Annotated in this window: 27 protein-coding genes and 1 tRNA gene; 22 read left to right on the top strand and 6 right to left on the bottom strand. The window is 67.5% G+C overall.

Annotation, left to right across the window (positions count from 1 at the left end; translation table 11 throughout):
• Positions 1–405 precede the first annotated feature (405 nt).
• On the bottom strand, positions 406–1,638 hold the full coding sequence (locus G9Q41_RS05745; RefSeq protein ID WP_165631876.1) for a pyridoxal phosphate-dependent aminotransferase: 1,233 nt from the start codon (positions 1,636–1,638) through the stop codon (positions 406–408).
• Positions 1,639–1,843: 205 nt separating this feature from the next.
• Between G9Q41_RS05745 and G9Q41_RS05750 the strand changes: the two genes are divergently transcribed.
• The 5 genes from G9Q41_RS05750 to rplA all read left to right on the top strand — a co-directional run bounded on the left by G9Q41_RS05750 (position 1,844) and on the right by rplA (position 4,766).
• Positions 1,844–1,916, top strand: a tRNA-Trp gene (locus G9Q41_RS05750).
• A 110-nt stretch (positions 1,917–2,026) separates the two neighbouring features.
• Positions 2,027–2,416 (top strand): preprotein translocase subunit SecE, encoded by a 390-nt coding sequence (gene secE, locus G9Q41_RS22615; RefSeq protein ID WP_165631875.1) that lies wholly within the window; start codon positions 2,027–2,029, stop codon positions 2,414–2,416.
• 95 nt (positions 2,417–2,511) lie between these two features.
• A complete protein-coding gene (gene nusG, locus G9Q41_RS05760) occupies positions 2,512–3,336 on the top strand; it encodes a transcription termination/antitermination protein NusG (RefSeq protein ID WP_092525900.1) in 825 nt (274 codons plus the stop codon).
• Positions 3,337–3,492: 156 nt separating this feature from the next.
• Complete coding sequence (gene rplK / locus G9Q41_RS05765; protein WP_092525902.1) at positions 3,493–3,927, top strand: 50S ribosomal protein L11; 435 nt, start codon at positions 3,493–3,495, stop codon at positions 3,925–3,927.
• Between the two features lie 122 nt (positions 3,928–4,049).
• A complete protein-coding gene (gene rplA / locus G9Q41_RS05770; RefSeq protein WP_092525904.1) occupies positions 4,050–4,766 on the top strand; it encodes a 50S ribosomal protein L1 in 717 nt (238 codons plus the stop codon).
• Positions 4,767–5,611: 845 nt separating this feature from the next.
• Here the strand turns inward: rplA and G9Q41_RS05775 are convergent.
• Positions 5,612–5,896 carry a hypothetical protein gene (locus tag G9Q41_RS05775; RefSeq protein WP_165631874.1) on the bottom strand — a complete coding sequence of 95 codons (285 nt, stop codon included), beginning with the start codon at positions 5,894–5,896 and terminating at the stop codon, positions 5,612–5,614.
• Positions 5,897–6,133: 237 nt separating this feature from the next.
• On the bottom strand, positions 6,134–6,319 hold the full coding sequence (locus G9Q41_RS05780; protein WP_165631873.1) for a hypothetical protein: 186 nt from the start codon (positions 6,317–6,319) through the stop codon (positions 6,134–6,136).
• A 383-nt stretch (positions 6,320–6,702) separates the two neighbouring features.
• On the opposite strand from G9Q41_RS05780, the gene G9Q41_RS05785 reads away from it, so the two are divergent.
• The 3 genes from G9Q41_RS05785 (at position 6,703) to G9Q41_RS05795 (ending at position 8,529) form a co-directional block, all read left to right on the top strand.
• Positions 6,703–6,915, top strand: a complete 213-nt coding sequence (locus tag G9Q41_RS05785) for a hypothetical protein (protein ID WP_207630554.1) — start codon at positions 6,703–6,705, stop codon at positions 6,913–6,915.
• A 257-nt stretch (positions 6,916–7,172) separates the two neighbouring features.
• A complete protein-coding gene (locus G9Q41_RS05790) occupies positions 7,173–7,574 on the top strand; it encodes a hypothetical protein (RefSeq protein WP_165631872.1) in 402 nt (133 codons plus the stop codon).
• Between the two features lie 118 nt (positions 7,575–7,692).
• Positions 7,693–8,529, top strand: a complete 837-nt coding sequence (locus G9Q41_RS05795; protein ID WP_165631871.1) for a hypothetical protein — start codon at positions 7,693–7,695, stop codon at positions 8,527–8,529.
• Between the two features lie 127 nt (positions 8,530–8,656).
• Here G9Q41_RS05795 and G9Q41_RS05800 read toward each other — a convergent pair whose 3' ends face one another.
• Positions 8,657–9,499 (bottom strand): hypothetical protein, encoded by an 843-nt coding sequence (locus G9Q41_RS05800; RefSeq protein WP_165631870.1) that lies wholly within the window; start codon positions 9,497–9,499, stop codon positions 8,657–8,659.
• A gap of 349 nt (positions 9,500–9,848) precedes the next feature.
• On the opposite strand from G9Q41_RS05800, the gene rplJ reads away from it, so the two are divergent.
• From rplJ to G9Q41_RS05825, 5 genes are all read left to right on the top strand, one after another.
• A complete protein-coding gene (gene rplJ / locus G9Q41_RS05805; RefSeq protein WP_092525916.1) occupies positions 9,849–10,364 on the top strand; it encodes a 50S ribosomal protein L10 in 516 nt (171 codons plus the stop codon).
• 92 nt (positions 10,365–10,456) lie between these two features.
• Entirely contained in the window at positions 10,457–10,846 is a 390-nt protein-coding gene (rplL, locus tag G9Q41_RS05810; RefSeq protein ID WP_092525918.1) for a 50S ribosomal protein L7/L12, read from the top strand.
• Positions 10,847–11,346: 500 nt separating this feature from the next.
• Positions 11,347–11,874 (top strand): STAS domain-containing protein, encoded by a 528-nt coding sequence (locus G9Q41_RS05815; RefSeq protein ID WP_165631869.1) that lies wholly within the window; start codon positions 11,347–11,349, stop codon positions 11,872–11,874.
• Positions 11,875–11,984: 110 nt separating this feature from the next.
• Positions 11,985–12,743, top strand: a complete 759-nt coding sequence (locus tag G9Q41_RS05820; protein WP_165631868.1) for a Mut7-C RNAse domain-containing protein — start codon at positions 11,985–11,987, stop codon at positions 12,741–12,743.
• 194 nt (positions 12,744–12,937) lie between these two features.
• Positions 12,938–13,303 carry a hypothetical protein gene (locus G9Q41_RS05825; protein WP_165631867.1) on the top strand — a complete coding sequence of 122 codons (366 nt, stop codon included), beginning with the start codon at positions 12,938–12,940 and terminating at the stop codon, positions 13,301–13,303.
• 167 nt (positions 13,304–13,470) lie between these two features.
• Here the strand turns inward: G9Q41_RS05825 and G9Q41_RS05830 are convergent, their stop codons facing one another.
• Both G9Q41_RS05830 and G9Q41_RS05835 read right to left on the bottom strand, forming a co-directional pair.
• A complete protein-coding gene (locus tag G9Q41_RS05830; protein ID WP_165631866.1) occupies positions 13,471–14,403 on the bottom strand; it encodes a hypothetical protein in 933 nt (310 codons plus the stop codon).
• Positions 14,400–14,813, bottom strand: a complete 414-nt coding sequence (locus tag G9Q41_RS05835; RefSeq protein ID WP_092525926.1) for a hypothetical protein — start codon at positions 14,811–14,813, stop codon at positions 14,400–14,402. The genes G9Q41_RS05830 and G9Q41_RS05835 overlap by 4 nt, the downstream gene beginning before the upstream one ends.
• A gap of 1,071 nt (positions 14,814–15,884) precedes the next feature.
• On the opposite strand from G9Q41_RS05835, the gene G9Q41_RS05840 reads away from it, so the two are divergent.
• From G9Q41_RS05840 to G9Q41_RS05880, 9 genes are read left to right on the top strand one after another with little or no spacing between them, the layout of a single operon-like run.
• Positions 15,885–17,195, top strand: a complete 1,311-nt coding sequence (locus G9Q41_RS05840) for an ABC transporter ATP-binding protein (RefSeq protein ID WP_165632105.1) — start codon at positions 15,885–15,887, stop codon at positions 17,193–17,195.
• Positions 17,192–17,983 (top strand): ABC transporter permease, encoded by a 792-nt coding sequence (locus G9Q41_RS05845; RefSeq protein WP_165631865.1) that lies wholly within the window; start codon positions 17,192–17,194, stop codon positions 17,981–17,983. The genes G9Q41_RS05840 and G9Q41_RS05845 overlap by 4 nt, the downstream gene beginning before the upstream one ends.
• Before the next feature lie 4 nt (positions 17,984–17,987).
• Positions 17,988–18,827 carry an ABC transporter permease gene (locus G9Q41_RS05850; RefSeq protein ID WP_092525930.1) on the top strand — a complete coding sequence of 280 codons (840 nt, stop codon included), beginning with the start codon at positions 17,988–17,990 and terminating at the stop codon, positions 18,825–18,827.
• Positions 18,824–20,212, top strand: a complete 1,389-nt coding sequence (locus G9Q41_RS05855) for an MCE family protein (protein WP_165631864.1) — start codon at positions 18,824–18,826, stop codon at positions 20,210–20,212. Before G9Q41_RS05850 ends, G9Q41_RS05855 begins: the two co-directional genes overlap by 4 nt.
• Positions 20,209–21,234 (top strand): MCE family protein, encoded by a 1,026-nt coding sequence (locus tag G9Q41_RS05860; RefSeq protein ID WP_165631863.1) that lies wholly within the window; start codon positions 20,209–20,211, stop codon positions 21,232–21,234. Before G9Q41_RS05855 ends, G9Q41_RS05860 begins: the two co-directional genes overlap by 4 nt.
• On the top strand, positions 21,231–22,211 hold the full coding sequence (locus G9Q41_RS05865) for an MCE family protein (protein ID WP_165631862.1): 981 nt from the start codon (positions 21,231–21,233) through the stop codon (positions 22,209–22,211). Before G9Q41_RS05860 ends, G9Q41_RS05865 begins: the two co-directional genes overlap by 4 nt.
• Positions 22,208–23,452 carry an MCE family protein gene (locus tag G9Q41_RS05870; protein WP_165631861.1) on the top strand — a complete coding sequence of 415 codons (1,245 nt, stop codon included), beginning with the start codon at positions 22,208–22,210 and terminating at the stop codon, positions 23,450–23,452. The genes G9Q41_RS05865 and G9Q41_RS05870 overlap by 4 nt, the downstream gene beginning before the upstream one ends.
• Positions 23,452–24,747: an MCE family protein gene (locus G9Q41_RS05875; protein ID WP_165631860.1), complete on the top strand. Its 1,296-nt coding sequence runs from the start codon at positions 23,452–23,454 to the stop codon at positions 24,745–24,747. Before G9Q41_RS05870 ends, G9Q41_RS05875 begins: the two co-directional genes overlap by 1 nt.
• Complete coding sequence (locus G9Q41_RS05880) at positions 24,747–25,874, top strand: MlaD family protein (protein ID WP_165631859.1); 1,128 nt, start codon at positions 24,747–24,749, stop codon at positions 25,872–25,874. Before G9Q41_RS05875 ends, G9Q41_RS05880 begins: the two co-directional genes overlap by 1 nt.
• Positions 25,875–25,906 lie beyond the last annotated feature (32 nt).

Genomic DNA, 25,906 nt, shown 5'->3' on the forward strand with positions numbered 1-25,906 from the left:
GCCTTTTGCTTGGGTGGTTGGGTAGCCGGCACGTGAGTCGGCGCCTTGCTGTGTTGGGCCGCTCTTGAGTAGCGACCTACGCGGCGAGCGGCCCGGCCGTGCAATGCATCCGACTCACGCACCGGATCTTCTCCTCCTGGTCAGGCTGAAGCACTTGCGTGGAACGGAGCCTTCCATCTGAAGTGCGCAGAGCACCCGGATAGGCACTCCCACTCAAGGGGGCCCACGCCAACGCGAGCGCTGTGAGCCCGAGCAGTCGGCACCGCCGCGGGTTCTCTCGTGGTGCTCTCGCGAGGAAGGCCCGACGTTGTGTAGGTCGCTACCCGATGTCGGGCCTCCCCGGAGCGAGAGCCCGCGAGAGGTTCCGCCAAGCAACCACCTACTCAGGCCGACCCGTGCACTCTCCTACTCTGCTTCGGAGAGAAGCTCGCTCATCCTCCGAACACCTTCGGCGAGGTCCTCGTCCCCGAGGGCGTAGGACATGCGGAAGTAGCCCGGTGTGCCGAAGGCCTCACCCGGGACCACGGCCACCTCGGCGTGCTCGAGGACGACCTCGGCGAGCTCGGCGCTGGTCCGCGGGCGGGTTCCGCGGATCTCCTTGCCGAGCAGCTCCTTGACCGAGGGGTAGACGTAGAAGGCGCCCTGCGGCTCGGGGCAGTTGACCCCGGGGATGGCCGAGAGGTGTTCCACGATCGTGCGCCTGCGCCGGTCGAAGGCGGCGCGCATCTCGGCAACCGCGTCCAGGGAGCCGCTGACCGCTTCGAGGGCGGCTCGTTGGGAGATGTTGGCCACGTTGGAGCTCAGGTGCGACTGCAGGTTCGTGGCCGCCTTGATCACGTCGTTCGGGCCGATCATCCAGCCGATCCGCCACCCGGTCATGGCGTAGGTCTTGGCGACGCCGTTGAGCACCACGCAGCGCTCGGCGAGCTCGGGCACGACCACCGGCATGGAGACGTGCCTGGCGTCGCCGTAGACGAGGTGCTCGTAGATCTCGTCGGTGACCACCCAGATGCCGTGCTCGACCGCCCAGCGGCCGATCTCCGCGATGCGCTCGGGGGGATACACCGCCCCGGTCGGGTTGGAGGGGGAGTTGAACAGCAGCACCTTGGTGCGCGGGGTGCGGGCCGCCTCGAGCTGTTCCAGGGTGACCAGGTAGCCGGTCGACTCGTCGGTGGGGATCTCGACGGCGGACCCGCCGGCGAGGGAGATCGCCTCGGGGTAGGTGGTCCAGTACGGCGCGGGCAGCAGCACTTCGTCGCCGGGATCGAGCAGCGTGGCGAAGGTCTGGTAAACGGCTTGCTTCCCGCCGTTGGTGACCAGCACCTGGCTCGGCTGGACGACGTGGTCGGAGTCCCTGGCGGTCTTGGTGGCGATCGCCTCGCGCAGCTCGGGGAGTCCCGCCGCGGGGCTGTAGCGGTGGTTGCGCGTGTCGGCGCAGGCTTCCTGGGCCGCGCGCACGATCGGCTCCGGGGTGGCGAAGTCCGGTTCGCCCGCGCCGAACCCGATCACCGGACGCCCCTCGGCCTTGAGTGCCTTGGCCTTGGCGTCCACGGCCAGGGTGGCCGACTCGGCGATCGCGTCGACGCGTGCGGAGACGCGCGTTTCGGTGGAGGCTGTTGATGTCTCGGGTGCGCCCATGTGGGCATCGTCTCAGACGAACTCGCGGTCTCGATGACCCGTGCCCACCGATAACGGGCTTGTGGGGGTGCGGTTGGAAATCGACTTCACCGGTGAAGTACACTTACTCAACCGGGACACCCGGCGGCTCTTTGCCCCCCGCTCTTTCGGTGGGCAGATCGGGTCGGTAGGGTGTACCGCCGAGTGGTCGGTGATCCGGTCACGAAGGGGTGTAGCTCAATGGGCAGAGCAGCGGTCTCCAAAACCGCAGGTTGCGGGTTCGAGTCCTGTCACCCCTGCGTCGATGTAGACGGTGAGCTAGCAGGATGTGGACGGTAGCGCCGCGCACCCGCTCGGTGGCCTCCACAGCCAGGCTCACGCGTCCGACGAGCGCCAGCTAGGAGGGGGCGTGAGCGAGGACCGCGAGCAGGATTCGGGTGAGGATCGCGAGCAGGAGTCTCGCCCGAGCAGTGCCGCCGCGCGCCGCGGGCGCCGAGCCTCAAGGCGTTCGAGCGCTCGTAAAGAGGCGAGTGGAGCCGATTCGAAGGACTCGACCGCTCCGAAGGGCAAGCCGACTCCCTCCCGGGACGGCCGGAAGGAACGGGTTTCGCTGTTCCGGAAGATCGGTCGCTTCCTCCGTGAGGTGGTCGCAGAGCTTCGCAAGGTCATCTGGCCGACGCGTAGGCAGCTATTGACTTATACTGCGGTGGTGCTGGTGTTCGTCAGCATCATGGTCGCGTTCATCGCCGGACTGGATCTGCTCTTCGCGCAGGGCGTGCTCCGACTGTTCGGCGAGTGAGGCTCGACCATGGGCAGCTAAGGCGCCCGCACGAACGTGCGGTGGCGGATGCCATCCACCGGGCACGCAACGCACGAGAGGAAGCGAGACCCACTGTGACCTCCTACGACGGCCAGGATTTGACCGGCCTGTCCGAAGAGCAGGACACCCGGACCGAGGAGTCCGCGGAGGAGCCCGCGGCGGGTTCGGAGGCGTCCGAGCAGCCCGAGCGGTCCGCTGCGGGCGATCAGGACAGCGACGCGGTCACCGACGAGGCAGAGGACAGTGCGTCGGCTTCCGAGGAGAGCGCGGAGGAAGCCGAGAGCGACCCGGTGGAAGAGCTGCGTGCCATGCTCAAGCGCGCACCGGGTGAGTGGTACGTCGTGCACTCCTACGCCGGCTACGAGAACAAGGTGAAGAACAACCTCGAGCACCGCGCGCAGACGCTGGACGTCGAGGACTACATCTTCCAGGTCGAGGTGCCCACCGAAGAGGTCACCGAGATCAAGAACAACCAGCGCAAGTTCGTTCAGCGCAAAGTGCTTCCGAGCTATGTCCTCGTGCGGATGGAGCTCAACGACGCCTCGTGGTCGGCGGTGCGCAACACGCCGGGCGTCACGGGTTTCGTCGGGGCCACCTCCAAGCCTTCGCCGCTCAGCATCGAGGAGGTGCTGAAGTTCCTCGCTCCGCAGGCCGAGCGGGAGGCGAAGCAGGCGGAGGAGAAGAAGTCCGCCGCCTCTTCCAAGCAGGAGTCGGGCAAGGCCGTCGAGGTGGAGTTCTCGGTGGGCGAGTCGGTGACCGTGATGGACGGTCCGTTCGCGACGCTGCCCGCCACCATCAGCGAGGTCAACGGCGAGGCGCAGAAGCTCAAGGTTCTCGTCTCGATCTTCGGCCGCGAGACACCGGTCGAGTTGTCCTTCGACCAGGTCTCCAAGATCTAACCCGTTCCCCGCGGGGAACGCGGTGGCCGCGGCGGTCGGCAGGGACTCGTCGCGGATCTTCGGCGGGCGGTTCGGGCCTCGAGCCGCCCGTGACCGTTGTCGGGCGCGGTGACGTGTCCGGCGCGGACGACAGGTAACGAAGACAGGAAGAACGAAATGCCGCCCAAGAAGAAGCGACTTGCAGCTATCGTCAAGCTGCAGATCTCCGCTGGTCAGGCCAACCCCGCGCCGCCGGTCGGTCCGGCGCTGGGTCAGCACGGCGTCAACATCATGGAGTTCTGCAAGGCCTACAACGCCGCCACGGAGCACCAGCGTGGCGACGTCGTGCCGGTCGAGATCTCGGTGTTCGAGGACCGGTCCTTCGACTTCAAGCTCAAGACGCCGCCGGCAGCGAAGCTGCTGATGAAGGCAGCCAGTGTCCAGAAGGGCAGTGGTGAGCCGCACAAGACCAAGGTCGGTTCGGTGACCACCGAGCAGGTCCGCGAGATCGCCCAGACCAAGTGGGTCGACCTGAACTCCAACTCGATGGACGAGGCGGAGAAGATCATCGCGGGAACCGCCCGCTCGATGGGTCTCCGCATCCAGGACTGAAGTCCCCGCACCGCGCGATCGACGGTTTCTCCGCGATCGTGGACGGGTGTTACCTCCACCGAGTGTGGGAGGGCCGGGGCGCGGCCCTGACACCACAACTGATCCGTTGAACAGGAACAGACATGGCAAAGCGCAGCAAGGCATACAAGCAGATAGCGGAGCTGGTCGACCGCAACCGGGTTTACTCCCCGAAGGAAGCTGTCGAGCTGGCCAAGAAGACCGCCAAGACCACCAGCATGGACCCCACCGTCGAGGTGGCCCTGCGGCTTGGTGTGGATCCGCGCAAGGCGGATCAGATGGTCCGCGGGACCGTGAACCTGCCGCACGGTACAGGCAAAACCGCCCGCGTCGTCGTGTTCACCTCCGGTGAGAAGGCGGCCGAGGCGGAGGCCGCCGGGGCCGACGCCGTCGGCTCCGACGATTTGATCGAGCGTATCCAGGGCGGCTGGCTCGATTTCGACGCGGCTGTGGCCACCCCGGACCAGATGGCCAAGGTCGGCAAGATCGCTCGGGTGCTGGGCCCGCGTGGTCTGATGCCCAACCCGAAGACCGGCACGGTGACGCCCAACATCACCAAGGCCGTCCAGGACATCAAGGGCGGTAAGATCAGCTTCCGGGTGGACAAGCAGGCCAACCTGCACTTCGTCATCGGCAAGGCCTCGTTCTCCGACGAGGCGCTGCTGGAGAACTACGCCACCGCGCTGGACGAGGTGCTGCGTTCCAAGCCGGCCACCTCGAAGGGCCGCTACCTCAAGAAGGTCAGCTTCACCACCACGATGGGCCCGGGCATCACGGTCGATGCGAACCGGACCCGCAACATGACCGAGGCGAGCGCCTGAGGCCTTTCCTCGGCTCTAGTTCCGGATGAGACCGGGCCGTCCCCCGCGGGGGACGGCCCGGTTTTTCTTGTTCGAGGGGGTGGTGCTGCGGGGTGCGGTTGCTTCCCGCGGGAGCGTTACTGCCCGAACCAGTACCCGTACTCGGGGTCGAGCTGTTGCTGCCGAACGCTGACAGCACCGCGCTGGGCGACCACCACGATGCCCATCTTCACCTTCGACTCGGATACTCATCACCTCCGAACAGGCAAGAAGTTGCCCGTGGACGTCGGTGATGACGTACAGGCGCACGCCGTAGTGCCGATGTTTTCCGGAGTGCGGTCTCTCCTGGGCACGACGGTTTCCCGTGGGGGAGGAGTGCACCGTCGACGAGGGTGACTCGTCCGTGGAACTCCTCAAGCGGGGCGTGTATCTCGTCCACGATCTCGGCCAGGACGGGCTCGATCCGACGCAGCACCCGCGAGATCGTCGACTGACTCGTGTTCCGGAACGCCGCCAGTTGTTTCTGGGTCAGATTTCCTCCGGCAGGACTCCAGTGTCACCACCAGAGCCATGAACACCGACAATGTGTTCCTCGGATCCCACCGAATATGGTCGTCGACTCGCCCGGCCAACCAGCACAACTGGTCCCCACTCCGCCCCGTGACAATCTGATATCGCAACGGTTTTTCCTGGCGTGCATGTGCTCTTTGTCGAAGAACATCGTACTGGAAAAACAGTTTCCTTCGTATCGTCACCCCAGGAATGATCTACCTGTACAACCTTCTGCATTCAATATCGGAAAGAACACGAAAAACCCCTCCTCTGCCTCGGAAAGGTATGAGGAGGGGTGTGAGTTCCCGGTTTGGTTAGTTCTCCGAAACGGCGTTCTGGGTAACACCGGAGTTGGTTGACAACTTTTCAGCGAGATGCTTCTTGATTGCTTCCTTGAACTCCTCTCGGTTTTCCGTGAGGACCTGCTCAGCGTACTGGTCCATCGTGTCCTCGGAGATGGAAGTGCCCACAGTGTCCTGCGGGGAAGTGGGATCGACGTCGCTCCCGTCGGCGCGGTGGGCAAGCTTCCTCGCAATGGGGTCCACTATGTGGCCGCAAGCACGGTCAACAGTGTGGTAAAGGTCGTCAATGAAGCTCATTTTCCCCTTGGCTGTTCGGGACTGATAACAAGGAGAGGTTAGGTGTTGCAGAAATAGTCGGTCAAGCAAACATTTTCGGTAGCGACTCAAGATCATCCCATCGTGTGTTCTTCCTGGTGTGAATCAGGAAATTTGCGTAAAATCCGCTCCCAACGGCCTTGCGGAATAACCGGGAGGGGGCTGTCATCGTGTCTCAGTGGCTCTGAGACAGCTCCATCACGTCGTCCACGTTGACCGTCAGAGGTTTCTGCGAATCCGTCCGGCATCCTCACTGCTGTCGTCTTGATCCTTCCGGCCGTAGCCAGTGAGCATGGTCGTCAGTGGATTACCATCGACATCCTTCGGGGTCCACAGGGATGCGAGCTTGTCCTTGGATCCGAGGTGGACCCCGAACGCAACGGTGAGCACGACCACGGCGGTCACCAGTGTCCCGATCGCGTTCGTGATGTCCTTGCGAGCTTTCGCTCGACTTGCCGCGAGCTGCCGAAATCGAGAGGATGCACCGCCTTGCCAAGTTCAGGGTTCACCGCCTCAGCAACCTGATTCGAGTCTGCTGCGTCGCGCTACCTCAGGCAGTGGGGCACCGCCCATGGTTTGCGCTGTCCGGGCGTTTGGATCCATGAGCCCTTGCCAGCCTGAGCAGGTGCTGGATCATGAACGAAGTTCAGTAAAGGTTAGGAGTTGAGCCTTTCACGGGCCGCTCAGATCCTCCGCAGGCCGATGGCGATGGGACGTACTGCTCGAAGAAGAGTAAGCGCACGCCGGCATCGGGCGGGGAGTGGAAGATATCCGGTCCCGAGGACGTGTTGGGGAATTGGCAGGATTTCGTCTCCTCGTGTGAGCAGGGCTATGACGAGGATCAGTTCGAGTACGACCACGACCTCGAGGACCGGGACACGCTTGAGGAGGCGTTGAACGATCCGGTGCTCAATGGTTTCGCCGAGATGGAGTGGTTGCGTCGGGAGTTCGCGGAGGACATGCACAGGATGCACGGTTTGAACATCCGGGTGGTGGAGTAGCGGAGTTTCATCGGTCGGCTGGGGCCTTCGGGATGTCGAGCGGACATCCTGAAGGCCCTGCTGTTGCGCAGGTAGGCGGTGGTCCGGTGTGTTTTCCGGGCGGGATGGAGCTGCTTCGGGCTGCGGGGTCACGAGCCGGGGGAGTTCGAGTATCGGATCGGAATAACCCTTCGCGCGATGGGGCCCCGGGGAACTACGGTCCGCTGTGGACGGTGTGGTGGTTCCGCCCGTGACGGGGTGGTGTCGAAGGAGTGTGGTTGGAACGTAGTCGGGGTGTTGCGCTGTCGGTGGCCGCGTTCAGGACGGTGCTGGCCGTCGCTGTTTTCGACCTCTGCTCCGTGCTGCTGCTGATGGCGGGTGCGTTGTGGTCCTCGTCGAGTGCCGACCTGGTGATCGCCCTGCTCCTCGGCACGGGACTGTGCGTGTTCTCGCTGGTCGTGGTGCTGCGTGGTGCGTGCACGCGAGGTTTTCTGCGGTACTTCGCGGTGCTGAGCGCGGTGGTCGTGCTCGCTTGGGCGCAGCTCGTCACTGTCGAGCTGGGCGGGGCACGGACCCTGGCCGGAGGGCTTGTCGTGCTGATTCCCGTGGCGGTGGTGACCGGGGCGGTGGCGCAGGTGCTCCTGAAGCGAACCTTGGACAACGCCAGGACGAGCGAGTAGTCCGAACCGAGGAACGGCGCCGGCCGAGCCGAGAACGCTCTCGACAGCAGATTCCGGAAGTTCTTTCGGGGCTTTCGTGGATCCGGACGTGACCACGTCCCGGCTGTGTTGGAGACACATGGCATCGATTTCACATCTGTGGGCGGAACTGCCCGGTATCAGTCCCGAACTGGCTGCCGCTGACAGCGCGGCCGTGGACGACTGGCACGCGGATGGAGTGGACAGTGCTTCGGAGGACGCCGAAGAGGAGGGCGACTACCCGGTGCTGCTGCGCCTGGCCGCGCTCGGTTCCTCGTTCGCCGCTCGGGTGAACCGGATGGGCGCCCGGCAGCGGGCGCAGTTGCTCGAACGCCTGGACGAGGTGCTCGTTTCCGGTCCCGAACACGAGCGCAACGCTGTGGCCACCGGATTTCTCGAAGCCCTCGTCGGTGCCCACGATCGCGGGGTCTTCGACCTGGCGACCATCTGGCACGAACTCGGCGCGGAGTCTCGGCACTACATCAAACTGTGGAACACGCGGACGGCAGCAGCGGTCCCCTACTGGATGACCTTCCGGGATCCTCCCGAACCACAATCCGCGGGTGCTGCCACGGCGCTGCTGCGGGATTCCTGCGATCTTCTGGCGAGCGCCGATGACCGACTGCTGAACACGTCAGCGGAAGCGCTGGATGCGGATCCCGGCTGCGAACTCGAGCACCGGGTGGAGAACATGGCCTCCGCATTCGTCCGCGGCTTCCACGAGATCGACCGATCGACCAGGGCGAAGGTCTTCGAGGCTCTGGAGAGAGTCGTCCTCGGTGCTCCGGAGGACGACGCCGCGGCTGTCGGGGAGCGATTCGTGCCCGCGCTCGTCGCGGGATGCCGTCGAGGAGCTCTCCACCCCGTGCTGATCCTGAGCAGCCTGGGGCCGCACACGGCCCGCTGCTTCAGGAAAGTCGATGAGGTCACGCCGTAGCACCCCTACGGGACCGGGCCGTTCGTGAGCCGGTCAGCGGGAAGCCCCGCTGGTGTCGGGCGTCGACGGTTCGGCCCGCACCGTTTCCCGGAGTCTCGTCGGGCGGGCCGTGCCATCGGCCTCCGAACTAACCCCCGCACTCCGCGGGGCTGTAACCACTGATCTTCCATCCGCCGGAGCCCTGCCGGGTCATGCCGAACTCGCCGAGTCTGGGGCCACCGCTGACCTGCAGGTCGCAGGAGGACAACGTCGCGCGGTTGCCGACCTCGTCCGCGGCGTCGCGGGCGATGCCCGGGTTCTTGTAGGAGTACTTGTCGGTGATCTCCTCGCCGATCGCCTTCGCGGCCGCATCGCAGTTCTCCGCCCCGCGGGCCGCGGCGAAATCGCTCGCGGCCACGTCGGTGAACAGCAGGCACACGTCCTCGGGGGAGTCGCTGGCCAGCAGATCGTAGGCGGAGATGACAGCCCCGCGCGGGGAGCTCTGCAGCACGGGCGAACTGCTGCCGCCGCCACCTCCAGCGCCTCCCGAAGCTCCCTGCGGTGCCTCGCGCCCCCCGCCGCCGAACATGCTGCTGTACAGATACATCAGCACCAGCACGATCACCAGCAGGTACAGCAGCCTGCGCACGGCCTTGAAGCGCAGCAGTCCGAGCGCTCTGCGGTACCACGGCCGCTTCCGCGCACCCTCGGGTGAGCCGCCCGTCGTGGCGGGGGGAGGGGCGTCGCCGTAGCGGCGCTGCCACTCCTGGAAGCGCCGGAACTCGAGGAACTGCTGGTACTCGCGGAAGGCCTCCTCGTCGTCGGAGCCGGCCGGTCCGGTGGGCGGTTCCTCGCGGCGCGGTGGCTCACTCCGGGACTCCTCCGGGGTGGGGACCACTTCGGCGTCGACGATCTCGGGAGGGTTCGCGGCTGAGGCGGACTCCCGATCCGGGGACTCGGCGTGCTCCGAGGGATCTCGATGATCGGCCACGGGGACATCATGCCGTGCCGGGCAAGTCGCGCGCGTACGGCCGCGCCGGGGGCGCACCCCTCCGGAAGGGGGCGGGTTCCCGTTCCCGCAGGTCGTGTCGTACCGTGGGGGAGGTTCCACCAGAGACCGCTGGTCTTTTCCGCCGGTGGGGTGCCGGTATCGGCGCCGTGCACCGGGGAGAACGAAGGTCCCGTAGAGACGGGCGACCCGCGCAGGAGGACGAGGCTAGCGCAGCGCGTGCTGCGCGCGGTGAATCTTCACGCCCCGTGCCGAATGCGCCGGGGCGTTTTGTCGTCTCAGGGCTCTTGGCGACCGGCACACAGTCGCGAGGCACTAGAGAGGAGGCGACATGGCGAGGCCCGAAAAGGTTGACGCGGTCAATGAGCTCTCGGAGAACTTCAGTAACTCGACCGCCACCGTCGTTACCGAGTACCGCGGGCTGACGACGGGCCAGCTCAAGGAGCTCCGTCGTAACCTCGGTGAGGACGCGACCTACCGCGTCGCGAAGAACACGTTGGTTCGGCGCGCGACCGAGCAGGCAGGCGTCGAGGGCATCGACGAGCTGATCCAGGGTCCCACCGCGCTCACCTTCATCAAGGGCGAGCCGGTGGAGGCGGCGAAGACACTGCGTGACTTCGCCAAGGACCACAAGGCCCTTCAGATCAAGGGCGGCTACATGGACGGCGGTCCGATCTCGGCCGACGAGGTCGAGCGGATCGCGGATCTGGACTCGCGCGAGGTCACGCTGGGCAAGCTGGCCGGTGCGTTGAAGGCGAAGATGAACCAGGCCGCTGTCATGTTCGCCGCTCCCGCGTCCCAGGTCGCGCGGATGACCGAGGACTTGAAGTCCAAGAAGGAAGAGTGAACCGGAACCGCGCGTGCGGTTCGACTCCTCCTCCGCGAGCAACACCCGTGCGCCGCGCGTCGGCGCGATGCTGATGTGAAAGGAACACCACCATGGCCAAGATGAGCAACGAAGAGCTGCTGGACGTCTTCAAGGAGATGACCCTGCTCGAGCTCTCCGAGTTCGTGAAGCAGTTCGAGGAGACCTTCGACGTTTCCGCCGCCGCCCCGGCCGCCGTCGCCGCAGCCCCGGCTGCCGGTGGCGCCGCTGCCGAGGAGGAGGAAGAGCAGGACGAGTTCGACGTCATGCTCGACGACCCCGGCGAGGAGAAGATCAAGGTCATCAAGGCTGTTCGCGAGATCGTCTCCGGCCTGGGCCTGAAGGAGGCCAAGGAGATGGTCGAGAACGCTCCGAAGCCGGTTGTCGAGAAGGTCGACAAGGAGCGTGCCAACGAGGTCAAGGGCAAGCTCGAGGAGTCCGGTGCCAAGATCACCCTCAAGTGATCTCTCGGTTCCTTCGAGGGGCGGCCACCCACCGGGTGGTCGCCCCTTTTCTCGTCCAGGGCGGACGACAGCGCGCTGCGTACCTGCCTCCGGTGCTTTATCACCTGAACGGGTGTTTCTGTATGAACAGAATGTGTAAATCATTTCCCGGCGCGCTGAGCGTTTCCTGAAATAATTCTGAGAGGGAAAACCGGGCGGGCACATACCGTGGTCGTTCGGAAAAGGGCGCTCCGCGTGTTCGTGCCCGTCATTGATCGAATTCATGGCCGCCGGTGACACAGCGTGCGTGCGCAGGGTGAACTCTTTTCAACTGTGAGCTGTTTCTCTTGGCGCGCGTTGTGCGGGCTGACTACAGTCGTCGGTGACGTCGGGTTGCACGAAATAAAGGGAACCCCCGAAAAGGTCGCATTCGACGAATGTGACGCGTCGTGGCGCGATTATCCGATCAAGAGCGAGACGTCGGCTCTGCGCCACCTTGGTGAACCCAAAAGGTGGATCATATGACTGAAACATCGGTTCGGGGAAGCGACTACGTCGTGGACTACGCGCGAGCTGTCGAGGAGAGCAACGACAACGTCGCGTTTCGGTTGAGCACGGAGCGACCGCGGCGCGGTGTGATCGTGATCAGCGTGTTCGGTGACCTGGACATGGTCACCGTCCCCCGGTTCACGGAAATCGTTCAGCAGCGGGTGGATTCCTCGGCCCCAGTGATCGTGCTGGACCTGACCGGCGTGACGTTCCTCGGAGTCGAGGCGATCAAGATGCTGGCGCAGCTGGACCTGCGCGCACACCTCTCCGGGAAGCGTCTCTCCCTGGTCACCGGTGTGCGAGCGGTGGACCGCCCGTTGGAGGCCCTGGGACTGGCCGCCCGGTTCACCTACGGGAGCAGGCCGGTGTTCGAACCCGCCACCGAGCGCGCGGAGCTGGTTCGCCCCCGGAGATCACCGCAGCCGCAATCGCAGTCGCGGCCGCAGTCACAACCGCCGCGGCCGCGGGCCGGCGAGGACAGGGCCGCGATGAGTCGTTGAGCGTGGCGTGGACGGACGATCCCGCGAGGGTCCCCGGCGGAAGAGCCTCGCCGGGGACCCTCGCGCGTGTGCCCCTGGGCGGCCCGAGGGCACTTGCAGGTTGGACCACCATGGTCGTGATGGCGGAGCGCAGCGCGGGAGGAGCGGTTCCCGAGGTCGTGCTCGTCCGGCTCGCCGCCGAGCTGCGCTTGTTCGCTGCCCCGCGGAACCGGCGGGAGTGGCTGCGGTTGCCCCACGACGGGACGGCCTCGGTCGGGCACGTGGTCCAGTCGCTGGGGGTGCCGCTGACCGAGGTGGGCGAGCTGTCCCTCGACGGCGTTGCCACCACCGCCGAGGACAGGCCGACCGCCGGAAGCCTACTGGAGGTGGGGCCGCTCGACTGGCCCGAACACGTGCGGCGGCGCTTCGTGCTGGACGTCCACCTCGGCACCCTGGCGCGCAGACTCCGCCTGCTGGGACTGGACACCGCCTACCGCAACGACGCCGCCGACGACGAGCTGATCGAGCAGGCCGCGCGGCAGCGGCGCGTGCTGCTCACCAGGGACCGGGGACTGCTGCGCCGCAGGAAGCTCCGGGAAGGGGCCTTCGTCTACTCCTCCCGGCCCGACGAGCAGCTCCACGAGGTGCTGCACCGGTTCGCCCCGCCGCTGGAACCGTGGAGCAGATGCGTGTCCTGCAACGGCTCGTTGGAGGCGACGAGCAAGGAGGAGGTCTCGGCACGACTGGAGTCCGGAACCCGCAGGTGCTACGACGCGTTCGCCCGCTGTCGCTCGTGCGGGAGGGTCTACTGGCGCGGGGCGCACTCCAGGGGGCTGGAGGAGATCGTCGAAGCGGCCCGTGCCGCCCACCCCGGCACCCCGGCGGGCTGAGCGGGCAGCGGCTGACCGCGGTCCCGCCGACGCCGAGCTCTCCGGGGGAGAGGGGCGGCCCCCGGACCCGCTTCCGGAGCTGTGAACTCCCGAGTCATCCGGAGGGATCGGACGGGGCGTCCTCGTGCTCGGCTTCCGCCACCTCAGCGAGGAAGGGGTGGCCCGCACCGGAACGAGCCGCCTAGCATGTCGGCATGCCGATCTCGGCGAACTTCCGGGAGCGTGTTCGCGAACTCCTGGAACCGGGCGAGGAGATTCGCTACGTCTTCCCGGCCGAGCTCGTCGGCAGTTTGCTACCCGACGTCGTTTTCGTGATCTCCGACCGGGCGACGGTGGTGCTTTCCACCACCGCCCTGCGGCAGGACCGGCCGAAGAGAGTGCTGTCCCGGAACCCGCGCGGGGCCCGGATCGGGCCGGTGGACACCAACACCACCCCGTGGTTCACCTTCTACGGAGTGCACTACCACGTGGACGACGAGTACGTGGCGGTGATCAATGCCGCCGACGCCGAGCTCTCCGGGGGAGAGGGGCGGCCCCCGGACCCGCTTCCGGAGCTGTGAACTCCCGAGTCATCCGGAGGGATCGGACGGGGCGGCCCGGTGGCGGCCGCCGCATCGCCCCTGCCACGCGGCCTCGGTGGCTCGGAGCCCGGCAGTGTTGGTGTCGGCGCTCGGTGCCGTGCTCCCGGGGAGCACGGTGGATGACCAGTGGGTGAGCGGTGGCTGGCTCACCGCGCCACGGTGGCCTGACACCAGAGCTCGATCCTGGAGGGGCCGTCCGCAGCGGGGTCGGCGCTGTACCAGGTGGCGGTGACTCGGGGGGAGCCCTCCTCGTCCATGTGGACGGGCCTGGTCCACGTGCCGCCGTGGAACAGCTCCATCAGCTGGAAGGTGGCCGAGTCCGGGGTGTGGTTGGTCCGCCAGATCTCGACGTCGACCCGCACCGTCCCGTTGTCGAGCAGCGCGGGCTTGTCGACCTTCACGGTGCCGACCTCGCTCCACCAGAGCTTGCTCAGCAGGGTCGCGAGCTTGTTCGCGTGCTCGTGAGCGCGGGCGCCGTCGCACCCGCTGGTCTCGATCCGGAGCAGCATCCTGCAGTCCTCCCGCACGCCCCGGGAGGCCTCGGTGTGCCGCGCCGTGATCTCGTCGAGCTCCTCGGCCGAGTACTCGAACTCCTCCTCGAAGACCGCCTCCTCGAATTCGAGCTCCTCGGGGCCCTGCCGCCAGTCGCGCTCGTGCACCGCCAGCTCGTGCTCCTCGGTGGAGGGGGGAAGCACGTTCTCGTGCCCGGTCAGCGGTGCCTCCACGCGGACGGCCCCGTCCGGGGAGGCGGCCGGTGCCGCGCCCTCGGTGGAGACCCCGAGAGCGGCCAGTCGTGCGGACGCGGTGCGCAGGCAGGCGTCGTAGCCCTGCTCGACGCTCGGGTCGTAGCCGTCGTAGCGGACGAGCCGCACCCGGAAGCCCCGGCCGTGCGCCTGCTCGACGGCCTCGATCTCGAAGTCGGCGGGGTCGAACCTCTCGAGCAGCGTCCGGCACTCGTCCATGGCCGCGCCGAAGTCCTCAACGGCGAGCGTGAGGATCAGGATCGTCACCGCTACCGGCGAGTCCTCCTCCGGCGAGGGGCGACCGTGGAACTCCGGTTCCTCGTGGTGGGCGGTCATCGGCTATCGACATCCCACGGATCGAATCCGATGGTGGTGCGCAGGTGGTAGTGGATGCACGAGGGGTGGATCAACGCCGCTTCCTCCGGGCTTTTCGAGCAGTCCTCGACGGTCCAGCCTTCGTCCGGGTCGAAGAGGATGTGGTAGTCCGAGGCCAGGCCGAGGCTGGTGAGCACGCGGTCGCTCCAGGTCTCCATGTCGCGCAGCGTTCGCCGCGTCGCCGACCCCGTCGTGCCGGTCAGCAGATCGAACTCGTGATGCCCGTGTTCGGAGGAGCGGTGCAACGCGCAGCGCTTCGGTTCGAGTTTCGACAGCAGGGGGCCGAACTCCCTGGAGGCATCGGCCATCGTTCGCGTCGTGACGACCAGGTGCAGTCCCACGGCCACGTCGTTCTGGTGGATATCGCTCAATGTTTCGACGACTCCGTACCGCGGGACGTGTCCGAGAGGACACCGTGCGTGACCGCCAACGGTGTGCCTCGCCGAGCGGGACGCTGTGCTGGAACGTGCGTGGGCAGCGTATTTCCCTCCGTGCCGTTGTGCCGATGCCTAGGGTATGCTATCCGCTCCTTCGGTACGGTGGCGATGGGTTTTGTCACTACGTCAACCGTCCGAGGGCCCCGCGGGGTAACGAGGCGAGTCGGTCGTCGAATTCCCGTCGACGGAAAGTTCGCCCGCGCGGTTCCCGCGGCGCGCGAGGTGCGGAGGTCCGTTCGATTCGGGAGCCGCGGAGGAGCGGGACGCAGCTGGCCCTGTGGGGGCTGGCCGGGTGCGCGCTGCTGTTGCAGTTGTACCTGCTGTGGTTTCGGCAGGCTCCTCTCCGGGGCGCGGTGGTCCAGCTGGTGATGTTCGGTTGCCTCGCGCAGGCGCAGTGGATGCGCGGTCGCCAGCTCCGACGTTCTCACGCTGATCAGGATTCTCCGGTGGCGAAGCGGCGGTGAACCGGAGCGACCTGTGCCGGCAGGGTCGGCACGGGAGGGGCGTCGATGTCCTGACCTAGCGCTCGGGTGCTTGCCCGCTGCCGTGGTGCCTGCGGGGTGCGCGTTTCTTCCGGACGCCGAGCAGGACCAGCCCGCAGAGCGCTCCGAAGAGCATCGCCGGAGCCGGTTCGGTCGCCGAACCGAGCGGCCATTCCGCTGTGGCCCCCAGCGGTGGAGCAGCGCCACGACGATGCCCACCCCGAAGGGGAGGATCAGCTGCGTCAGGAATCGGGAGCGCGAGTCGTTCATCGTCCCTCCAGTGACTGTGGAGTCCCTCCGGTGGCTGTGGACGACTCCCAGTTTTGGGCAAAACTGGATCACCCACCGAAAGTGCTTCGAAACTCAGGAGTAACCCTCGTCACTCTGGCCTCGTTGGGGGTGTGACGCGCGCTACTCGGGTTAGCTGCGTCACGCGTTCGGGTTCGGGGCGTGGAGCTCGGGCCTGAGCCCGACACCGAGCGATGCCCCGGTACGGGCGCCGATGAGCGACGTGGAGGTGCGGATGGGTGTCGAAGTGGCCGTCGAGGGGCTGTCCAAGTCCTTCGGGTCGCAGAACATCTGGTCCGACGTCACGCTGACGCTGCCCACCGGCGAGATCAGCGTGCTGCTCGGTCCCTCCGGGACCGGGAAGTCGGTGTTCCTGAAGGCGCTGGTCGGGCTGCTCTCCCCTGAGCACGGCAAGGTCCTGATCAACGGGGTCGACGTCTGCGACTGCTCGGAGAGCGAGCTCTACGAGGTGCGCAAGCTGTTCGGGGTGCTGTTCCAGGACGGCGCGCTGTTCGGTTCGATGAACCTCTACGACAACATCGCCTTCCCGCTGCGCGAGCACACGCGCAAGGGCGAGGCCGAGGTCCGGCGCATCGTGGGCGAGAAGATGGAGATGGTCGGGCTGGTCGGCTCCGAGACCAAGCTTCCCGGCGAGATCTCCGGTGGCATGAAGAAGCGCGCAGGCCTGGCCCGCGCCCTGGTGCTCGACCCCGAGATCATCCTGTTCGACGAACCGGACTCCGGGCTCGACCCGGTGCGCACCGCCTACCTCAACCAGCTGATCGTCGACCTCAACGCCCAGACCGACGCGACGTTCCTGATCGTCACCCACGACATCAACACCGCGCGGACGGTCCCGGACAACATCGGCATGCTCTACCGCAGGCACCTGGCCATGTTCGGCCCGCGCGAGATGCTGCTGACCTCCACCGAACCCGCCGTGGAGCAGTTCCTCAACGGACGCCGAGCCGGGCCCATCGGCATGAGCGAGGAGAAGGACTCCGGACAGACCGCAGCCGAGCTGGCCGAGCTCGGCGAGGACAGGGGAGTCCCGGAGATCATTCCGCAGCTGGGGATCTCGCCGGGGGTGCCGGAGCGGGCCGCGGTGTGGCGCCGCCAGGACAGGGTGATGGCCAACCTGGGCACGCTGGATCCCGGGGCCAGGCAGGCCGTGGTCAACAGCCTCACTCCGCGGGAGCGGGAGCGCTACGGGGTGGACGAACCGAGCGCAGCTTGCGGCGGTGTCGGCGCGGGGACCGACTCCGGGGCCCTGCCCGCCGACGACCTGCTCGCCGACGACCTGCCGACGGACCGGATCGCGACGCTGCCGCAGCAGTCCACAGCAGACACCTCCCCGGAGGGTGCCGCGCCCGGAGCTCGGCGGTCCGTCTCCGCACCGGAGCGACCCCGTCCCACCCCGCACCCCCGCGCCGCCCCGGAGGACTCCGCCGAGGAGTCCGCCGGGGACTCCGGGGCGAACGCCGAGCCGGAGACCGCGCCGGGCCGCAAGCGGCGCTGGTTCTCCCGTAAGCGGGGTGAGCGGTGAGCGCACCCACCCGAACGAACTTTCCGGGGGCGGGCGCGCTGCGGGAGACCGGCAGGCTGTTCGCCCTCGGGCTGGACGTGATCCGCCTGCTGCCGAAGCGCCCCTTCCAGTTCCGCGAGTTCATCCAGCAGTGCTGGTTCATCGCCGGGGTCACGATCATGCCGACCGCCCTGGTGGCCATCCCCTTCGGCGCGGTCATCGCGCTGCAGCTGGGCTCGTTGACCGAACAGCTCGGTGCCCAGTCATTCACCGGCGCGGCCAGCGTGCTGGCGATCATCCAGCAGGCCAGCCCCATCGTCACCGCGCTGCTCATCTCCGGAGCGGGTGGATCGGCGATCTGCGCCGACCTCGGTTCGCGCAAGATCCGTGACGAGATCGACGCGATGGAAGTGCTCGGCGTCTCCCCGGTGCAGCGTCTCGTGGTGCCGCGGGTGCTCTCGGCGATGCTGGTCGCGGTGCTGCTCAACGGCATGGTCAGCGTCGTCGGTGTGCTCGGCGGCTACTTCTTCAACGTGATCCTGCAGGGCGGGACCCCGGGTGCCTACATGGCCAGTTTCGGCGCCCTGGCGCGGCTTTCCGACGTGTGGATCGGCGAGTTCAAGGCGCTGATCTTCGGGTTCATCGCGGGGGTGGTCGCCGCGTACCGCGGTCTCAACCCGCCGCCGGGGCCGAAGGGCGTCGGCGAGGCCGTCAACCAGTCGGTGGTGGTCACCTTCCTGCTGCTGTTCGCGGTGAACTTCATCATCACGCTGCTGTACCTGCAGATCTTCCCGGCACAGAGGTTGTGAGGGAATGGCCACGATTTCCCGACGGGTGCGCAGGATCGCCGGTCGTCCACTGCGGACTCTGGACGACCTGGGGGACCAGATGTCGTTCTACGTCAGGACGCTGGTCTGGATACCCAAGGCCGTGCTGCGGTACTTCAGGGAGGTGCTGCGGCTGCTCGCCGAGGTGAGCTTCGGCAGCGGTGCTCTCGCGGTCATCGGCGGCACGGTCGGCGTGATGATCGGGCTGACCATGTTCACCGGCGTGGTGGTCGGTCTGCAGGGCTACGCCGCGCTCAACCAGCTCGGCACCGCGGCCTTCTCCGGCTTCGTGTCCGCGTACTTCAACACCCGCGAGATCGCTCCGCTGGTGGCCGGGCTCGCGCTGTCGGCCACGGTCGGCTCCGGCTTCACCGCCCAGCTGGGCGCGATGCGGATCTCCGACGAGATCGACGCGCTGGAGGTCATGGGCATCCCCAGCCTGCCCTACCTGGTCAGCACCAGGGTCGTCGCCGGTTTCGTGGCCGTCATCCCGCTGTACGTCCTCGGGCTGCTCAGCTCCTACCTGGCCTCCAGAGCGGTCACGATCTTCGTCTACGGACAACCCCCCGGCACCTACGACAAGTACTTCAACCTGTTCCTGCCTCCGGGGGACGTCCTGTGGTCCTTCGGAAAAGTGCTCGTATTCAGCGTGGTGGTGATCATGACGCACTGCTACTTCGGCTACCGGGCGAGCGGTGGACCAGCCGGTGTCGGGATCGCCGTCGGCCGTGCCGTGCGCACGGCGATCGTGTCCACGGCGGTTCTCGACCTGCTGCTGAGCCTGGCGATCTGGGGCTCCTCGACGACCGTGCGGATCGCCGGATGAGCGCGCGCGGCAGGGCGAGCACGGTCAAGCGGCGCTTCATGGGGCTGGCGCTGCTGATGTGCATGGTGCTGTTCGTCAGCCTGACCGTGGCCATCTACCAGAAGGCCTTCAAACCGGTGGTCGAGGTCGAGCTGCGCGCGGCCTCGGCGGGCAACCAGCTGCGCCCGCGCTCGGACGTGAAGGTGCGGGGCATGCTCGTCGGCGAGGTGCGCCGGGTCAGCGCGAACGGAGACGGGGCGCTGCTGCGGCTGGCGCTCGACCCGGAGGAGGTCGACAAGATCCCGTCCAACGTGAGCGCGCTGCTGCTGCCGAAGTCGCTGTTCGGCTCGCGCTACGTCTCCCTGCGGCTGCCGGAGAACCCGTCCGGAACGCACCTGTCCGAAGGGGACGTGATCACCCAGGACCGCACCGCGGCCTCCGTGGAGCTGCAGAACGTGCTCTCCGACACCTTGGAAGTGCTGCGTGCGGTGAAGCCCTCGGAGCTGTCGTCCACGCTCAACGCGCTGAGCACCGCTCTGGAGGGGCGCGGCGACGACCTGGGCGAGACCCTCTCCCGGCTCAACGGCTACCTGAAGGGGTTCAACCCGGCCATCCCCGACCTCAAGCGCAACCTGCGCGAACTGGTCGGGGTCGCCGAGACCTACGAGAAGGCCGCCCCCGACGTGCTCAACGCGCTGGATCACCTGACCACCACTTCGAAAACCCTGGTCGAGCAGCGCGAGGCGCTGGCGGAGCTCACCGAGCGGACCACGCGCACCTCCGACGACCTGCGCGGTTTCCTGGAGCGGAACCGCAAGAACCTGATCACGCTGAACTCGTCCGCGCGCCCCACCACGGACGTGCTGGCCAAGTACGCCCCGGAGTACCGGTGCTTCCTGCGCGACATGGCCGAGTTCGTCCCCAGGATCGATCGCGCCTTCGGCAAGGGAACCGACGAGCCGGGGCTGCACATCACCCTGGAGGTCACCTCCGACCGCGGGAAGTACGTGCCGGGGCGGGACGAGCCGACCTACCGGGACGAGCGCGGGCCCCGGTGCTACAACTTCGAGAACGCGCCGAGCCCCTTCCCGCAGTACCCGCCGGACGGGCCGGTCAAGGACGGCTCGTACAAGCCGCCGCCGGCGCGGACCTCCAACGAGGGAGTCAACCCGCCGTCCGGAGGGGAGCAGTACCCGCGGAACCGGGAGACCTCCGAGCAGGGGGCGGCGGGCACCTCCCCGCAGGCCGCGGGCAGGACCGGCGAACTGGCGAACTCCGAAGCCGAGCAGGAGTTCATCTCCACCGTGCTCGCACCGAGCATGGGGGTTCCCCCGGGGGAAGTGCCGGACTGGAGCTCGCTGCTGGTCGGTCCGCTGCTGCGTGGAACTGAGGTGAGCTACCGATGAACGGACGCTCGGTCACCGGCCCCCTGGTCAAGTTCACGGTCTTCGTGCTCGTCACCGTGCTGGCCACCGGGGTGCTGGTGCTGACCATCGCCAACCAGAGCCTGCGCAGCTCGGAGTCGTACTCCGCGCTGTTCACCGACGTGACGGGGCTGAAGGAGGGCGACGACGTGCGCATCTCCGGGGTCCGGGTCGGGCAGGTGGAAAGCATCGACCTGGTCGACCGCGGCACGGCCGAGGTCGAGTTCACCGTTTCCCAACGACGGCTGCCCAGCTCGACCGAGGCCGCGGTCAAGTGGCGCAACCTCATCGGCGAACGCTACGTGGCGCTGGAGCAGGGCACCGGAGCCGTCGACGAGCAGCTGGAGAGCGGAGCGACCATCCCGCTGGAGCGGACCAGTCCGCCCCTGGATCTCAACGCCCTGCTCGGCGGGTTCCAGCCCCTGTTCCGGGCGCTCTCGGCGGACGAGGTCAACAAGCTCTCCCACGAGATCATCCAGGTGCTGCAGGGCGAGTCCGGGACGGTGGAGAGCCTGCTGTCGCACACGGCCTCGCTGACCAGGACCATCGCCGAGAAGGACAAGGTCATCGGCCAGGTGGTGTCCAACCTCAACAGCGTGCTGCGCACCGTCGACGAGCGGCGCAGCGAACTGTCCGGGTTGGTCACCCAGCTGCAGGAACTGGTGTCCGGGCTGGCCGCCGACCGGCAGTCCGTGGGCAGCGCCATCACGGCCATGGACGAGCTGACCAACACCACGGCCGGGTTCACCGCGGACGCCCGCGAACCGCTGAAGCAGGACATCGCCGGGCTGCGCGAGGTGTCGGCGAACCTCAACCGGAACAAGAGCGACGTGCGCGAGTTCCTGCAGAACATGCCGGGCAAGCTCGAAACGATCACCAGGACGGCCAGCTACGGCTCCTGGTTCAACTTCTACGTGTGCGGGGTCTCCGGAAAGGTCGGCGTCGGCGATGCCGAGCTCCCGCTGCCGTTGATGCCGGTCACCCAGCCGAGGTGTCGCCCATGAAGTCCTTCCAGAAGCGGGATCCGCTCAGGATCGGCGTGGCCGGGTTGCTGGTGCTGACCCTCGGAATCCTGCTCGCGATGAACTACAAGAGCCTGCCGTTCGTGTCGGGGACGACCTACACGGCCAACTTCAGCGAGGCGGGCGGGCTGGCCGAGGGGGACACCGTGCGGATAGCCGGTGTCCAGGTCGGCTCGGTCACCGGGGTCGAGCTGGAGAGCGGGCACGTGAAGGTCACCTTCGATGTCGAGGACGCCTGGGTGGGCGACCGCACGCATGCGGCGATCAAGGTCGGGACGTTGCTCGGCAAGAAGTACCTCGCCCTGGACACGCGCGGCGAGCGGGAGCAGAACCGGTCGGAACCCATCCCGCTGCAGCGCACCATGTCGCCCTACGACGTGATCGAGACCTTCGAGCAGCTGTCCGACACGGTCGGTGAGGTCGACACCGGGAAGATGGCCGAGAGCTTCCGGACGCTGTCGGAGACCTTCTCCGGGACGCGGGAGGAGATGCGCGGCACGCTGCAGGGCCTGTCCAGGCTGTCCAACACCATCTCCGAGCGCGATCGGCAGCTGAAGGAGCTGCTCGACAGGGCGAACAGGGTCGCGGGAACGCTGGCCGAGCGCAACACCGAGATCGAGAAGCTGCTGCGGGACAGCAACCGGCTGCTGCGGGAGCTGAGACAGCGCAGGGACGCGATCAAGTCCTTGCTCGACGGGGTGACGGAGCTGTCCAGGCAGCTGACCGGTCTGGTCGAGGACAACGAGCAGCAGCTCCGCCCCGCGCTGGAACAGCTGGACCAGGTCACCGAGCTGCTGCGCGACAACCAGGAGAACCTGGGCAAGAGCATCGAGCGGATGGCCCCGTTCACCAGGTTGTTCTCCAACGTGCTCGGCAGCGGGCGCTGGTTCGACGTCTACCTCTGCGGCTTGCTTCCACCCGCCGTCGGTCCGGTCAACCAGGAGGGGTGTCTGCCATGAGCCGACGATTGGGCAAACCTCCGTTCACCCGCGGGCTGGCGCTGGGCAGCGTGCTCGTCCTCCTGGTCAGCGTCGGGGTCTGGTGGGTGTTCCTCGGAGCGGACCAGCGCCGCGTCGTCGCCTACTTCGACGACGCGGTCGGCCTGTACGAGGGCGGTGAGGTCCGGGTGCTCGGGGTGAAGGTGGGCAGCGTCGACGCGGTCACACCGCAGCCGGAGCGCGTCCGCGTGGAGATGAGCGTGCGGCGCGAGCTGAAGATCCCGGCGAACGCGGGGGCGGCCGTGATCTCGCCCAGCGTGGTCAGCGGGCGGTTCGTGCAGCTGACCCCGGTTTACGAGGGCGGGCCGACGCTGGAGAGCGGGGCGGTCATCCCGAAGGGGCGCACCGTGACCCCGGTGGAGATCGACGAGGTCTACAACAGCCTCAACGAGCTGTCCGAGGCGCTCGGTCCGAAGGGGGCCAACTCCGACGGCGAGCTGAGCGAACTGCTCGACACCGGAGCGCGGAACCTCGAGGGCAACGGGGAGCTGATCTCGCGCACGCTGCGCGACCTGGGCGAGGCGGGCAGCACGCTGTCCGGGAGCAGCGAGGACCTGTTCGCCACTGTGGACAAACTGCAGAAGGTCACCTCGAACCTGGCCGAGAACGACGGCGAGGTGCGCCGCTTCAACAGCCGGATGCGCGAGATCAACGACCTGCTCGCCTCCCAGCGGGACGACCTCGACACCGCGCTGTCCGAGTTGGCCCTGGCGCTGCGGAAGGTGAAGAACTTCGTGCGCACCAACGAGGACAAGCTGCACAGCAACGTCGAACAGCTCGACTCGATAGCCAAGGTGGTCGCCCGGCAGAACGAGGCGTTGCGCGAGACCCTGACCAACGCGCCGCTGGCCCTGGGCAACCTGCAGAACTCGTACAACGCCGCCTCGGGAACCCTGGACACCAGGGCGAATCTCAACGAGCTGCGCCAGCCTCCGCTGGTGCTGCTGTGCAAGCTGCTCGAGCAGGCCCGCCCCGGCAGCGGGAACGGTCCCTCGCAGCGGACCGATGCGCCGGCGGGGCTGCGTTCCGGTTGCGAGTCCGTGCGGAACTTCCTGGACGCGGGAGGGCAGCTGCCCGACCCGGCGGAGACGATCTCCAAGCTGCAGCGCGGCCAGCGCCCCGATCTCCCGGTTCCGCTGAAAACCAGCAGTGACCGGGTCTTCGGCGGCTCGGACGGGTCCGGATCGGGGGGACAGGGCTGATGTCGGGAACCGATGGAATCGCACGGGCGAGCCACGAGCGCGGGCGAACCTCCGCGCGCCGCCGGCTCCCCGGGGTGCTGCTGGCGCTGTTCGGCACGCTGCTGCTCACCGCGGGATGCGGGCTGGGCGGCTTCAAAGGCGTGCACGGCCTTCCGCTGCCCGGCGGGGCGGATGTGGGCGAGCAGCCCTACACGGTCAAGGCGCGGTTCGACGACGTGACTGACCTCGTCCCGAACGCCGGCGTGCGGGTCAACGACGTGCCGGTGGGCCGGGTCTCGAACGTCGAGCTCACCGACGAGTCCTGGCAGGCGGAGGTGACCATGGTCGTCAACGACGAGGTGGACCTGCCGCGCAACGCCCTGGCCAAGATCGAGCAGTCCAGCCTGCTCGGGGAGAAGTACGTGGAGCTGTACAAGCCCCCGGAATCGGAGGCCTCCGCGGAACGCCTGGGCGGGGGAGATCTGATCCCGCTGGAGCGCACGGGGCGCGGTCCCGAGGTGGAGGAGGTCCTGGGGGCGCTTTCCATGCTGCTCAACGGCGGTGCGATCGGGAAGGTGCAGAACATAGCCGAAGAGCTCAACAAGGCGCTGGACGGCAGGGAGGGCGAGGTGCGCGACCTGCTGTCCAGAATGGATCACCTGGTGTCCGAGCTCGACGGGAGCAAGGACGAGATCACGTCCGCCCTGGACAGCGTCAACGAGCTCAGCGCCGAGCTGCGCCGGCAGCGCGCGAACATCGACACGGCGCTGAGCGACCTGGAACCCGGGCTGAGAGTGCTGAACGACCAGCGGGAGCAGCTGGTGACGATGCTGGAGTCGCTGGACGAGCTCTCCGGGGTGGCCACCGAGGTGGTCAACAGCACCAGGAAGGACGTCCTGCACAACCTCCGGAACCTGCAACCAGTGCTGCGCAACCTCGCCGCGGCCGGTTCGGACCTGCCGAAGTCGCTGGAGATCCTGTTCACCTATCCGTTCACGGACGGGGCGGTCGAAGGCATCAAGGGCGACTACACCAACCTGCACATCGACGCCGATCTGAACCTGAGTCGGGTGACCGAGAACCTGGGGCGCAGCAGGCAGCCCCTGCTCGACCTGCCGAACGAGTCCGAGAGCTCGCAGCTGCCCGACCTGCCCCTGCCGCTTTCCGGGGGCGATCCACCCGACCCCGTCGCTCCCGAGGGATCCGGGAGCGGATCCGGTGGCGGGGCGAACGACCGGCCGGAGGAGGGCTCCTCGTCCGAGGACGGTTCGTCCGACGACGGAGGCCCGCTCGGCTTCCTGTTCGGAGGTGACTGATGCTCACCCGCAAAGTTCGCGTGCAGATCGCGGCCTTCCTCGCCGTGGCGCTGGTCGGGGTCAGCTACGCCGGGGCCAGGTACGCGGGGCTGGACCGGTTGTTCGGCCCCAGGGGGTACGTGGTCACGGTCCAGCTGGCCAGCTCGGGCGGGATCTTCCCCAACGCCGAGGTGACCTACCGGGGCGTCCAGGTGGGGCGGGTCGGCGAACTCGAACTGACCCGGGAGGGGGTCGAGGTCCCCCTGGACATCGAACCGTCCGCTCCGCGGATCCCCGCCGACGTGCGGGCCGTCGTGGCCAACCGCTCGGTCGTCGGCGAGCAGTACGTGGACCTGCGCCCGAAGAGCTCCGGCGGGCCGTACCTGCACGACGGCTCGGTGGTGCGGAAGCCGGACACCACCACTCCGCTGCCCGTCGAGGACCTGCTGGGCAACGTGAACGACCTCGTCGAGTCCGTTCCCGAGGACTCGCTGCGCACGGTGGTGCGCGAGCTGGGCACCGCCTTCGAGGGCAACGGTGACGAGCTCCAGCGGGTGCTGGACACCACCGACGAGTTCACCGCGGAGGCCGCGGAGCACCTGCCCCAGACCAGGAAACTGCTCGCGGACACCACCACCGTGCTCGACACCCAGAACGACCAGGCCTCGGCCGTGCGGTCGTTCAGCGCGGACCTCCGGCTGGTCGCCGAGCAGCTCGAGAAGTCCGACGGCGACATCCGAGCGGTCCTGGACCGCGGCGCCCCGGCTGCCGAGGAGGTCGGTGGTGCGCTGCGGCGGACCGGGCCGAAGCTCTCCTCGCTCATGGCCAACGGGATACCGACGGCCCGCGCGCTGGAGGACAACGCGGCCGGGCTGGAGCAGATGTTCGTGACCTACCCGGCCGTGTCCGCGGGGGGCTTCACCGTGGCCCCGGGGGACGGTTCGGCGCACTTCGGCCTGGTGCTCAACGCCTTCGACCCGATGCCCTGCGTGTACGAGGGCACCGAGCGAAGAGCGGGCGACGAGCTGACTCCGGTTCCGTTGAACAGCGACGCGCGCTGCGAGGTGCCCGAGGACAGCCCGACCGCGGTGCGCGGGAGCCGGAACGCTCCGGGCGGTCGGGGCGCTCCGGGTGGTCAGGGTGAGTGAAATTTTGCGTCCGAGTTGTCGGGGGTGTGGGG

Origin of the sequence: Actinopolyspora sp. BKK2 (assembly GCF_011291845.1) — a bacterium.
Taxonomy (GTDB): domain Bacteria; phylum Actinomycetota; class Actinomycetes; order Mycobacteriales; family Pseudonocardiaceae; genus Actinopolyspora; species Actinopolyspora saharensis.